A 13386-nucleotide genomic window follows, 5' to 3' on the forward strand; every position below is an offset into this window, starting at 1 on the left:
AAAAGATGCATTGTCTTTTAACTGAATCAAGGTCGTACAAAAATTATTTCCCCAGTCGGAAGTTTTAACCCAGGGATTTTGCTCTGCAAAAAGATCCCATGGCATCAGGTAATCAAATTGAAAGCTGCTGTTTTTTGGTACATCTGCAATAACGGCTTCTACATTTAATACATACTTGCTATCTAACTTTACAGTCTTATTAAGCGGATCTTCATTTCCAAATAAATTTCTGGCCATCGTTTCTGTTAAAATAATAGAATTGATGTCCTTCAGTACTTTATCTGGATTTCCCCTAATAAATTTATAGTCCAGGATCTTAAGAAATTCAGGATCAGCATACACTGCATCTTTTTTAAACCTGTTTTCGTTATAGCTCACCAGCTGCGGGCTTGGAAAAGAAGAACGGGATACATAGGTTATACCCGGAACTTTACTTCGGACCTCCTTGGCCATCACTCCTGGTGTACCCGCCCAGGTAAACGTTTTTGCTGTTGTTTTAGAATTATGATAGGCAATATAAGTCTTATCGTAATTTTTAAACTGTTTATCATAGCCCCATTCGTATGCTACATAAAGCAGCAGTACCATGCAACTAGCCAATCCGATAGCCAAACCACCCACATTAATGAAGGTATAACCTTTATTTTTCCAGAGGTTCCGCAAAGCGATTTTCAAATTCAGTTTAAACATAGGAGGTTATTTTTGGGTTATTCATATTTAAGTGCATCCACCGGATTCGCTTTTGCTACTTTAAACGACTGTATGCTGACCGTAAGCAGCGCAATCAACACGGACAACAGAAAGGCCACTGCAAAAGGAAGAACAGATATACCAATCCTGAAGTCGTAACCAGAAAGCCATTTATTCACAATTACGTAACCCAGCGGAAAAGCAATCAGGTTTGCAATAAGAACCAGTTTAATGAAATCAGCATTCAGCAGAATCAGGATATTAAGGGAATCTGCCCCGAGCACTTTCCGGATACTGATCTCTCTTTTCCGCTGTTCAGCCATATACAGAGCCAGCCCCAGTAAACCCAGGCAGGAGATAAATATAGCAAAGCCTCCAAACCAGTTTGATATCGTACCCAAAAGTTTTTCATTCTGGAATTTCATTTCAAAATCCTCATTTACAAAATGCTTATCTACAGGATACTCGGGATTCAATGTTTTGATTTTATCTTCAATAAACTGAACGGCTTTACTCAGGTTCTGATCTGGCGATACTCTGATCAGCATCGCCGATCCAATATATTTAGTGTGAGACATGATCAGTGCACTGGTTTTTTGATAAGGAGATTCAAACACATAATCCTTTACCACACCAATAATAGTCACCGGAGTATCGTCCCAGGTAATCTTCGATCCTACCGGCTCCTTTATCCCCATAATCTTGGCCAATGTTTCATTGATAATTACACTAGTCGAATCCGCATGACTTATAGAAAAATCCCGTCCGGCAGTCAATTCCATTCCTGCTGTTTTGATCATATCATAACCTGTATTCCTATAGTTCACCAATATTTTTTCTTCCGGATTCTTTCCCGGCCATGACACACCATAACCGTTATTTCCCCCACCTGTAATCGTCCTGGAAGAATAACTTACCCCACTCGCATATCCGGATTTCAGCAGCTCGTCTTTAAGCACCTGAAATTTACCTGCATCCTTCAGGTTTCCCTGAACCGGAATCTCAATCAGGTTATTTTTATCGTAGCCAATTGGCTTGTTCTTAATATAATTCAGTTGTTGATAAATAACAGTAATACAAATGATCAGGCAGGCAGCAAATACAAACTGAAAGACCACAAGTAATTTCCGGATAGATAAAGAAGAATTTCCAGGTAAGGTAAAGCCCTTCAAAACCTTTATCGGATCAAAAGAAGAAAGATAAAAAGCAGGATAACTGCCCGCTATAATCCCAGTAAACAATGCCAGCAAAAGCAGAACCGTCCAGAACTGCCAGGAACTGTATTCAATCACAAGCGCTATTCCAAGCAGACCATTAAAATAAGGTAATGCAATTTCCAGCAAAATAAAGGCGAATACCATACTAATTAAAGAAAGCAAAACAGACTCCATCAAAAACTGGCGGATCAGATCCTTCCGGGAAGAACCGATAGCCTTACGTACGCCCACTTCCTTAGACCTCTTTTCAGACCTGGCCGTAGACAAGTTCATAAAATTCACACAGGCAATGAGCAGTATACAGAAGGCCAGCATAAAAAAGATCTGCAGCTGCTGTATTTTTCCACCAACAGATTTTCCACCTTCAAAAGTGCTGTACAAATGCCACTTGGATAAGGGATGGAGAAAAGGTTCGCCATTGCTGCCTTTTTCTTTGGCCTTGATCATACCATGGATCTGGGTATTGGCTTTATCAAAAAAGCTGTTGTCTTTTAGCTGAACAAAGGTCGTACAAAAGTTACTGCCCCATATATTTCCCTTTGCCCAGGGATTGATTTTTTCAAACATGGTCCAGCTGAGCAAATAATCGAAACTGATACTGCAGTTTTTTGGTGCATCAGCAACCACGCCTTCCACCTTTAAAACCTCTGTATTGTCCAGTTTAATAGTTTTATTAACCGGGTCTTCATTTCCAAACAACGCCTTAGCCATAGACTGAGAAAGCACCACCCCATCCGGATTTTTTAACAACGCAGCAGGATTTCCTTTCAGTACCTTAAAATCAAATATTTTAAAAAAATCTGGCCCGGTAAACAAAGCCGTCTTTTTAAAACTATTCCGGTTATAGGTCAGCAATCTTTCATCAGGATATGACACATGAACCGCATGCTCTACACCTGGAATCTCTGCTTTAACCGCCTCGGCCAATACTCCCGGGGTGGCATTAAAGCTAAGAATCGTTCCATTTGCAGTTTGATTATTGTAGGTCACATAAGTAGTCTTGTAATTGGAAAACTGTTTGTCATAGCCCCATTCATAAGCCACATACAGCAACAACAACATACAGCTGGCCAACCCAAGTGCCAGACCGCCCACATTGATCAGGGTATACCCCTTATGTTTCCATAAGCTTCGAAGGGCTATGCTCAAATTCAGTTTAAACATCTTATATCAATTCTTCAGTACGTCCTTTATTGATTTTCTCAGAGATCACATGGCCATCTTTCAAGTTGATGATCCGGTTAGAAAAACTCGCATCATGCGAAGAGTGGGTCACCATCACAATCGTAGTCCCGGTTTCGTTCAACTCACACAAAAGCTCCATCACCTCATTACCATGAGAACTGTCAAGATTACCCGTAGGCTCATCCGCCAGCACCAGTTTTGGTTTGGTGACCAGCGCCCTGGCCACCGCTACACGTTGCTGCTGTCCCCCGGAAAGCTGCTGTGGAAAGTGACCGCTCCGGTTCACAATATTCATTCTTTCAATGATCTCATTAACCAGTCTTTTACGCTCTGCAGCTGGAATTTTATTATAAATAAGAGGCAGCTCAATATTTTCGAAAACAGTAAGTTCATCGATCAGGTTGAAATTCTGAAAAACAAAACCCATATGTTTCTTCCTGAAATTAGAACGTTCCCGGTCATTCAGCTTCAGCAGCTCTGTTTCCATAAACTTATAACTTCCGCTTTCTGGTTTATCCAGTAATCCCATTACATTTAGCAAGGTAGATTTACCGCATCCCGATGGCCCCATGATAGAAACGAATTCCCCTTCTTTCACATGCAGGTTGATTCCATTTAAAGCTGTCGTTTCAATTTCTTCAGTTTTATAAACTTTTTCGAGGTTTTCAATTCTTATCATAGCCTTTGTTTAATAGCATTTTGAGATAAAGCAGTGTTCAGCACTGTATTTTTATTTATTAATTTGAATAATATCGTATTGATTATATTGATCGTAAGAAGAAGTAATTACCTCCTCGTCTTTTTGCAAGCCTTCCATAACTTCGTAATATTTAAAATTCTTACGACCTACTTTTATATTTCTTTTGGTCGCCTGTCCATCTTTAACCACAAATACCCAACTTCCCCCCGTACTTTGAAAGAACTGCCCTTGTGCCAGCAACAGCGATTTACTATTATCAGACAAGGTGAGTTTCACCTGTAAAGATAAACCCCTTCTCAATTCATCGGGCGATTTACCTTCAAATACCAGTTCTATCTGAAATTGTCCGGCAGTTACTTCCGGGATCACTTTTCTGACCGAAAGCTGATAGGTCTTTCCGTCAAACTCACAAGTCGCCTTTTGCCCTTCCTTTACCCGGTTAATATAATATTCATCTACACCGGCCTGTAGCTTATACCCCTGCATCACATCAATCTTTCCTAACATTTCATTGGAGTTATAGGATTTTCCAATCACAGGGTCATAAGAAGATAATCGACCAGCCACTGGTGCTTTAATGGTCATATTTTCAATATTCTGACGAATGGTTTCCAAACTTTCATTCATTCTGCTTACAGAAATATCAATTTGCTTCAATTGCATTACCCGGCTTTGATTTTCCTGTTTTATGGCTTGTTTCAGGATATCCTTCCGCCCCATATAGTACTCATAATCCTGGCTGGATGCACTGAATTCTTCTCTGGTGATGATCTTTTTAGCATATAGAATACTATCAGTTTTATATTTTCTTGTAGCCGATCTTAAACTATTTTCAATCACCATCATGTCCTGGCTCATCACCCGCTGGTTCTGCTCCAGATCCAGTCTTACCTTCCGCAATTGATTGATTTGTTCGGTAATGCTGGTTTCACTGCTGGTGTAATTGGAAAGCGCGTTGGGATTTGCTATCCTCAACAAGGGCGTTCCTTTTACCACAGACGCCCCATTTTCGGTAAAGATCTCCGCTACAGTTCCACCTTCAGAAGAACTTACGATAACTGAAGTTAAAGGCACCACACTCGCATTTAATAAGGCCACATCTTCAAAATCACCGTAAATAACCTTACTGATTGTAATTTTATCTGCATCTGCTTTATATACCTTATGAAGCGACAAACTGTATCCATAAGCCACCAGGCCTAAAAACACAAGGCCACCAACCATCATCAGTATCGTTTTTTTATTGAATCTCTTTTTTTCTATTTTCTTGTCCATGTGATCTATCACCTTATTGTCCGGAGAATAGCCAAGGGTATGCCAAAGCAAAAAACAATAATTATAACCCTAATTATCAATAAGTTAAAATCAATAACAAAGTATAACTGTTCATAAGCGGACAGTTGTTGTACATCATCGAACACTTTATGTATTTTTGATCACATTAAACCAAATTTAACCATAATTAATTTCCTGAAAATGATAGATGCCAACGTTTTAGTAATAGATGATGATGATGACATCCTGCTCAGCGCTAAGCTTTTCCTGAAGCAGCATTTTAAACAAGTGATCATCTGTAAATCGCCCAAAGAAATTAATGTACTGCTGAGCCGCAACGAAATTGACATCATTCTGCTCGACATGAACTACCAGAAAGGTGCAAGCGATGGACGGGAAGGCTTATACTGGCTGGAGCATATTCTCTCGATAGACAAAGACTATGTCGTGATCTTAATGACTGCCTATGGGAATGTGGAGCTGGCAGTTCAGGCCATAAAAAAAGGAGCTACAGACTTTATCCTCAAACCCTGGGAAAACGATAAGCTTTTTGCAACCCTGTCTTCCGCATCCAGGTTAAGGCAATCTACCAAAAAAGTTAAAAAACTGGAGAAGATCCACAGTTCCATGCAAAAAGACATGGCGCGGGCTTTTGAACATATCGTAGGCAACTCAGAACCCGTGAAGAGACTCCAAGGTACGCTGGTCAAGGTTGCGCCAACAGATGCCAATGTACTCATCCTTGGAGAAAACGGAACTGGAAAACAGGTATTTGCCTATGAGTTGCACAAACACTCTTTGCGTAAAAACAACATCTTTATGCATGTAGATCTGGGCTCCCTCAATGAAAACCTTTTTGAGAGTGAACTTTTTGGTTATGCCAAGGGTGCTTTTACAGATGCAAAAGAAGACAAACCCGGCCGTTTTGAACTGGCCGAGGGTGGCACCATTTTTCTAGATGAAATTGGTAACCTGACCTTGCCCCTGCAAGCCAAACTTTTAAGTGTGATTCAAAACAGAACAGTAAACCGACTCGGAGAAAGCAAGGAAAGAAAAATCAATGTACGTTTAATTACCGCAACCAATATGCCTTTAAATGAGATGGTCGGTAAAGGTACTTTCCGTCAGGATTTGCTATTCAGGATCAATACCGTAGAACTGGTCTTGCCGCCGCTTTCTCATCGCGGAGACGATATTTTGCTGCTCGCCGAGCACTTTCTGCAGAGTTTCAACGTAAAATACCACAAGAACCTTCAAAAATTTGATTCTAAAGCAGAACAGATGCTGTTGAGTTACCAATGGCCCGGAAATGTGCGCGAACTGCAACATGTCATTGAAAGAGCGGTCATCATGTCTGACGGTCTGCACATCAGTACAGACGATCTGCAGCTCAGTCCGCAGAAATTTGGGGGTGCCCCCGTTATGCAAGCCGATATGGCCCTGGAAGACATGGAGAAACTCATGGTCCAGAAGGCCATAGATAAACATAAAGGCAATATCTCCAGGGCTGCATCAGAACTGGGACTAACCCGCGCAGCATTATACAGACGCATAGAAAAATTCGACCTGTAATGTTTAAAAGTTTCACCTTCCAGCTACTCATCCGGTTATTGTTTATCAATATGCTGGCTATACTCCTGGTTTATCTCGTCAGAAATACAGAACTCTGGTTTACCATTTCAGGCATTGGCCTTATTCTCCTGACCAGCATCATTTCCCTTTACTATTACATTAACCAAATGAGGGAAGACATTAAGCGCTTCATTCTGGCGGTTAAGATGCAGGACAACACCATTAACTTTAAAAATAAAGTGACCAGAGGCAGTTTTCCGGAACTGTATGAATCTTTCAACGATATCATTAAAATCCATAAAGACATCCACCTGGAAAAAGATTCCATGTTCCAGCTGATAAAAACCATTCTGGAACAAGTTCCTGTTGGTGTTATTGTAGTGAAAGACAAAGAAATAGATACGGTCCAATCGGAAATTGTTTTCTTTAATATGGCTGCTACAAATCTGCTCCAGGTCCCTGCCTATAAATACTGGCACCGTTTAAAAAAGCACTTGCCTTTCTTCACAACAGAAATCAACAATATTAAAGAAGGTGGTAAAAAATTTATAGAGCTGAAAATACAGGATAAGCTGACACAACTGTCAACAGAAGTAATTCCTTTAAACTTGTACCATACGGATTATATCATTATCTGCTTCCAGAACATTAAAGACGAGATAGAGCAAAAAGAAGCAGAAGCCTGGAACAGACTGATCGGCGTAATTTCCCACGAAATTCTGAATTCCATAACCCCCATCAGTTCCTTATCAGACACAGTACACCGTATGGTGGCCAATAAAGAAACTTTGGATGCTGAAGATCTGGAAGACCTGAAGCCTGCATTACAAACCATAAAAAGACGGTCCGAAGGTCTCCTTGACTTTGTTAAAGATTACCGCTTAATTGCAGAATTACCTACCCCTGACCTGCAGAGTCATACCATTGGCGAGATCCTTCAACACATTAAGGTCCTGATGCAGCCTTTTGCTTCTGGCAAGAACATCCAGCTAAAAATTGAACAAACCTCTTCAAAGATAACCATCAAACTAGACCTTAAACTCATAGAACAAGCCTTGATTAACCTGGTCACCAATAGTATTCATGCTGTTGAAGGCTGTGAACTTCCCGTCATTGAAATCAATTACCGTTTAGAACAAAACCGGCTTTTCCTGGATGTATCTGACAATGGTAAAGGTGTAGATCCTGAACTGATCGATAAGATATTTGTACCCTTCTTTACCACAAGGAAAAATGGCTCGGGTATTGGATTAACCATTACCCGAAACATTATGAAAATGCACCAGGGAAGTTTGGAAGTCAATTCCATTCCTTTCGAAAAGACTGTTTTCTCCCTGGTGTTTAAATATCAATAATTAAATTTTAGTGCCATTAGGAATAATTGCGCCCTTTTTAACAACGACAATACCATCCTTAACAGCATAAGTACCAAAATCACCGTTTGCAAGGTGCGTACCTCCTATAATCTGAACATCATTACCGATCTTACAGTTTTTATCCAGGATCGCATTCGAAATCACACATCTTTCCCCAATACCGATCAATGGATGGCCACGGTCGGTTTCCTCCTGGATCTCTTCCAGGGTCTGGTACCGATCACTGCCCATAATATAAGCGTGCTCTACTTTAGTCCCCTTTCCTATCCTGGAACGGATGCCAATTACGGTATGCTTAATGTCGTCTGCCTGCAGGATACATCCCTCGGCAATCACAGCCTTATCCAATGTTGTTCCTAAAATTTTAGATGGTGGAAGCATCCTTGGGCGGGTAAAAATACTGTGCTGGCTGTCGAACAAATTAAACTTAGGAATATCATCTGTCAGACCAAGATTGGCCTCAAAGAAAGAGGAAATATTACCAATATCAGTCCAGTAGCCTTCATATTGAAAGCTTAGGACACGGTGTTCTTCAATCACACGAGGAATAATCTCCTTCCCAAAGTCTTTCTCATCCGGGTTTTCTGCAAAAATCTTAATCAGCAAATCCTTATTAAAGATATAAATACCCATGGAAGCCAAAAAATCTCTTCCTTCGGCATGCATCGCCTCACCAGTATCCGAAGACCAGTCTTTCAATAATTCTGCAGCCGGTTTTTCTATAAAAGAAGTAATAATATTTTCTTCATTGGCTTTCAGTATCCCAAAATCTGTTGCATCTTTTGCAGTAACCGGAATCGTTGCCAGGGAAATCTCTGCCTCACTTTTAATGTGCGCTTCCAGCATTTCATTAAAGTCCATCTGGTACAACTGGTCTCCCGAAAGGATCAGTACATATTCAAATTCATGATTCAGCAAATGGTGCATGGTTTGTCTTACAGCATCTGCCGTACCCTGGAACCAGGTTGGGTTCTCCGGTGTTTGCTCTGCAGCCAGAATGTCTACAAAAGCATCACTGAAATGACTGAAATGATAGGTATTCTTAATATGCTTGTTTAAAGATGCCGAATTAAATTGTGTCAGTACAAACATGCGGTGTATGCCCGAATTTAAACAATTTGATATAGGAATATCAACTAAACGGTACTTACCGGCAATAGGCACCGCTGGTTTGGAGCGGGTTTGGGTAAGCGGAGACAAGCGGGAACCCTGGCCACCGCCAAGGATAACACCCAAAACTTTTTCGGTCATAACTCTTAATTTTACATTTGGTATAAATCTATATATTGTTGTGCAGCCCTATCCCAGGAGTGATCCAGCTGCATCATGTATTTCCGGATCTCTTTCATCCTTATTTTCTCTTTATAAAGCTCATAGGCTCTTCCTATGGCGTGGCCTACATCCCAGATACTGGTCTGGTCATGACATATGCCGAATCCGCCATCTCCAATATCAATCACGGTATCCTTTAATCCTCCGATCCTTCTCACAACAGGTACTGTACCGTAACGCAGGGCATACATTTGGTTTAACCCGCAAGGTTCTACTCTGGAAGGCATTAACAGAAAGTCTGCACCCGCATAGATCTGGTGAGACAATTGTTCGTTATACCCTATATAGGCATTATAATTCTTTGGAAATAAATTTTTCAAATGCATTAATCTTCCTTCTACCTGCGGATCGCCAGAACCTAAAACCAATATATTAACCTCTCCCTCAAAATGATTTAAAGCATTGTAAAAAATATCAGGAAGCAAATCTGCGCCCTTTTCTCCAACCAGCCTGCCAATAAAGGTAAATAGCGGCTTTGCCGGATTCAAGCCAAAAACATCACAAAGCGCAGCTTTGTTTGCCGTTTTTCCACTTTCTGCAGTTTTTATGGTAAAGTTTTTATTCAACATGGGGTCTTTTGCCGGATCCCAGACTTCATTATCAATGCCATTGAGGATACCTACAGACTTCCCACGTTCCTGGGCAAGTAATTCTTCAAGGCCATTGGCATTGTAACGGATCTCGTCCAAATAGCTTGGTGATACCGTCGTTACCCTCCAGGCACATTTAATTGCAGCCGCAAGCGGATTAATCGCACCTTTCCAGTCCAGTTGCCCTGATTTCCAGGTATCAAATGCGGGTATATAGTGGAGCTTGTCCCATCCGAATTGACCCTGGTATTGTGCATTGTGAATGGTCAAAATGCTGGGTACCCTGCTGAGTTTCCTGTAGCGAACGCAGTGTGACATCATAAAAGGAATTAAACCTGTATGATGATCATGGCAGTGGACCACATCCGGCTGGTGTTCCCATTGTTCTATCCAGTCCAGAATGGCAATCTGAAAAGCAAGGAAACGTTCCGTATCGTCGTCATAACCATACACCTGAGGGCGGTCTGTCAGCCCGGCAATATGGACAAGGAAAAGGTCAAACCCGAGTTTATTGGTCTTCTCCCTGAATATCCGTACCGTAAAATCACGAAAGCCCAGTTTGCCCCAGCCATCATACACCACTTCAAATTCATTTTCCTGCATAAACCGGGTTTCATAGGCCGGCATCACTACTTTTGCAAAATGCCCAAGCTTATTCTGATATTTGGGTAAAGCACCAACTACATCTCCCAATCCCCCTACTTTTGCAACGGGATAACACTCGGCACTTACATGTATAATCTCCATAATTTAACGGTTTCAAAAACTATCTCAAATTAGGGATTAGAATACGTAAAGCAAATATTTAGGCCAAAATAATTTTGTTTGGCCCGATTTGATCTAATTTCGAAAATAGACCATCTGAAAGTATGTGGGGTTTTACGAAGATTAAAGTTCAGATCGTCACAAGAAAGGAAGTGAATGATGTCGGAAAATTCTGTACAGCTACTTCAAGACTAACGATATCAGGCGGCTGAAGAAGCCGCAGATCTCTGAGGTCTTTCCGCAGCGTACGAGAATTTTCCGCAGCAAATTGCAGAAGAAGGAGGCGACCGGGTACTTTGCTTACTGAAGTTCTACGGGGTACGTGTTTTTTCCATTACTCCAGATCCCGGTCATCTTGCCATTAGAAGGCAAAGAAAGCTGAAAAGTGGCAGAAGAATTATTTTCCTTACCGTCCATATTGTCTTCTTTCATTTTTAATTGTCCTTTCTCCATACTGCATCTGAGGTTGATCTCCTTTCCAACCTTGTCATAGTAATAGGAAGCATAAATCCGGTCTTTGTAAATACGGTCAATCACTAAAGTAATCGCATATTGATGATTGATCTTTCCAGTATAAAGCCCTTCATGAAAACCTTTTGCAATAGTTGGAGTACAGTTCGCATTTTTAGTCAGTAGCAGGCATTTACCATACGCGTTCAGATATGGCTCCAGAGACTTTAAAGTTAAGCGGTTATTGTAAACATCGGCTTTGTCTTCCAGTGCCTGGAAATAATGCTGCCCCGAACAGGACCTCCTGATGAGCAGCAGCCCCTCCTTTTGGAATTTCAGGTCATCGTCATTGAGCTCATCCCCCTCCATATCCCGAAGACATTCTGAATAGGTCGTATAAACAGCTTTATACCCCCCGGTAACATCTTTCATGTTTTTGAGATATGCACTCAACCGTTTCTTACGATTGGAAATCACGATCTTATTTATGGCTTCATACCCAGCATCCGTAAGCAAGTCCCTGAATTTGATCAGTTTCCCGGTAGAAGCATCAAAATTATAGACATGTCCATATTCATTGAGAGAAGCAGAACTGTATTCTCCGTTCACCTCCACCGAAAAGATCTGGCTGGTATTGTTCAGCACGGTATACCTCAATCCAGTTACCCCTTGATTGGAACCAGCGGCCGGCCGTATAGATTCAAAAGGACTTTGCTTATACTTACCAGGAAGACTATGCAGTTCAGCTCCGTGCAAAAAAGTATTGATTTGCTTTTCAGCAGGCGTTTTTCCTGTTAAAAGGAAAAAATCCAGATCTTCCTCACTAAATTTTTTTAGCTTAAAATGCTGCGCCCGAACGGACACAGAAAGCGTCATAAACGCCAAGACAATCCCCACTCTTTGCAGACAGATGTTTAAATTCATGTTGTTTTCTTAGGTAAACAAAGATTAGAAATTTCTTTGGTTTAAAAGGAAATGAATTATGTCGGAAAATTCTGTACAGCTGCTTCAAGACTAACGATATCAGGTCCGCTGAAGGAGCGGACAGATCTCTGAGGTCTTTCCGCAGCGTACGAGAATTTTCCTTAGCAAATTGCAGAGGAGGGTGGTGACAGGTAAGACGTATCAACTCCTATACGCCCAGCCCGGACTCTCCCCCCAGCTAAGCGCCCAGAAAAAATCGATATTACTCAGAGGAGACCTCAGCTTTCGAAGCAGGCCGCAAAGCGGCGCGCAGAAAGCGTAGTCTCCGAAGAGTATATCGATTTTTTACTTAATAGCTTACATTTCTAAACATCAATGCAGCCACGGTCAGATTTGTCCTGCTGTCCACCAATATCGCCGCACCATTTGCCTTATTCTCGGTATACAAGTCAAAAGGCAATTCATCCGCCGTTTTCAAAACCACACGTCCAATATCGTTCAGCTTAAAATCATGCGCATCCTGTTTTTCAAGTGTATTGATATCCACTTTATACACAATCTCCCTGATCTTACATTTAGTAATCTTACTATTGTGCTGCAACAAATACGTAATACTGTCATCCAGCGGACGCGCATCCATCCAGCATAAATCCGCCTCTATCACCTGCGAACGCTGTGGCAAATGATCAGAATTCACCAATACATCACCCCTGCTGACGTCAATATTATCTTTCAGGTGAATCGTAACCGACTGCCCGGCAAAAGCCTCCACAGGTCTCTGATCAAAAATCTCTATCCGGTCAATCACAGAACTGTGTCCCGAAGGCAACACCGTTACCCTATCATTAACGTTAAAAGAACCACTTAGAATACGACCTGCATAACCACGGTAATCGTGTAATTCATCTGTCTGAGGGCGGATCACCCACTGTACCGGCATCCTGGCCAGGTTATAAGGCAACGCATCCTCCACATCCACACTCTCCAGAAAGTGCAGCAAACTTCTGCCCTGATACCATTGCATATGCTCAGACTCATTGACAACATTATCCCCTTTCAGGGCACTCACCGGAATGAAGGTCACCTCCTTCAGGTTAAGTTCTGCCGCCAAAGCTTTATATTTTTCCGTAATCGCATGAAATACCGTCTCACTGTAGCCCACCATATCCATTTTATTTAAGCAGACCACTACATGTTCTATCCCAAGTAAAGAAACCAGGTAAGAATGCCGGATGGTTTGTTCCACCACACCATTACGGGCGTCAATCAGGATAATAGCCAGTTTCGCTGTAGAAGCACCCGTAACCATG

The 13386-nt window shown here is 41.5% G+C and carries 10 protein-coding genes; 2 read left to right on the forward strand and 8 right to left on the reverse strand.

Annotated elements, in window-relative coordinates; translation table 11 throughout:
* The 4 genes from VNZ46_RS17550 to VNZ46_RS17565 all read right to left on the reverse strand — a co-directional run.
* The coding region (locus VNZ46_RS17550) for an ABC transporter permease (protein WP_325561339.1) at positions 1-690 on the reverse strand (690 nt) is incomplete at its 3' end.
* A 17-nt stretch (positions 691-707) separates the two neighbouring features.
* Positions 708-3071 carry an ABC transporter permease gene (locus tag VNZ46_RS17555; RefSeq protein WP_325561340.1) on the reverse strand — a complete coding sequence of 788 codons (2364 nt, stop codon included), beginning with the start codon at positions 3069-3071 and terminating at the stop codon, positions 708-710.
* Position 3072: 1 nt separating this feature from the next.
* Positions 3073-3771, reverse strand: a complete 699-nt coding sequence (locus VNZ46_RS17560) for an ABC transporter ATP-binding protein (RefSeq protein WP_133780560.1) — start codon at positions 3769-3771, stop codon at positions 3073-3075.
* Between the two features lie 51 nt (positions 3772-3822).
* Positions 3823-5118, reverse strand: a complete 1296-nt coding sequence (locus VNZ46_RS17565; RefSeq protein WP_325561341.1) for an efflux RND transporter periplasmic adaptor subunit — start codon at positions 5116-5118, stop codon at positions 3823-3825.
* A gap of 150 nt (positions 5119-5268) precedes the next feature.
* Between VNZ46_RS17565 and VNZ46_RS17570 the strand changes: the two genes are divergently transcribed.
* Positions 5269-6639 (forward strand): sigma-54 dependent transcriptional regulator, encoded by a 1371-nt coding sequence (locus VNZ46_RS17570; RefSeq protein ID WP_325561342.1) that lies wholly within the window; start codon positions 5269-5271, stop codon positions 6637-6639.
* Complete coding sequence (locus VNZ46_RS17575) at positions 6639-7994, forward strand: sensor histidine kinase (protein WP_325561343.1); 1356 nt, start codon at positions 6639-6641, stop codon at positions 7992-7994. Before VNZ46_RS17570 ends, VNZ46_RS17575 begins: the two co-directional genes overlap by 1 nt.
* Here VNZ46_RS17575 and VNZ46_RS17580 read toward each other — a convergent pair whose 3' ends face one another.
* The 4 genes from VNZ46_RS17580 to VNZ46_RS17595 form a co-directional block, all read right to left on the reverse strand.
* Positions 7995-9266 carry a glucose-1-phosphate adenylyltransferase gene (locus VNZ46_RS17580; RefSeq protein WP_325561344.1) on the reverse strand — a complete coding sequence of 424 codons (1272 nt, stop codon included), beginning with the start codon at positions 9264-9266 and terminating at the stop codon, positions 7995-7997.
* A gap of 11 nt (positions 9267-9277) precedes the next feature.
* On the reverse strand, positions 9278-10684 hold the full coding sequence (locus VNZ46_RS17585) for a glycogen synthase (protein ID WP_325561345.1): 1407 nt from the start codon (positions 10682-10684) through the stop codon (positions 9278-9280).
* A gap of 318 nt (positions 10685-11002) precedes the next feature.
* The gene (locus VNZ46_RS17590; RefSeq protein ID WP_325561346.1) at positions 11003-12076 is read right to left on the reverse strand and encodes a hypothetical protein; all 1074 of its coding nucleotides are present in this window, start codon (positions 12074-12076) and stop codon (positions 11003-11005) included.
* Between the two features lie 349 nt (positions 12077-12425).
* A partial coding sequence (locus VNZ46_RS17595) for a sulfate adenylyltransferase subunit 1 (protein ID WP_325561347.1) occupies positions 12426-13386 on the reverse strand: 961 nt, incomplete at its 5' end.

This window comes from Pedobacter sp., from assembly GCF_035566355.1.
GTDB lineage: Bacteria > Bacteroidota > Bacteroidia > Sphingobacteriales > Sphingobacteriaceae > Pedobacter.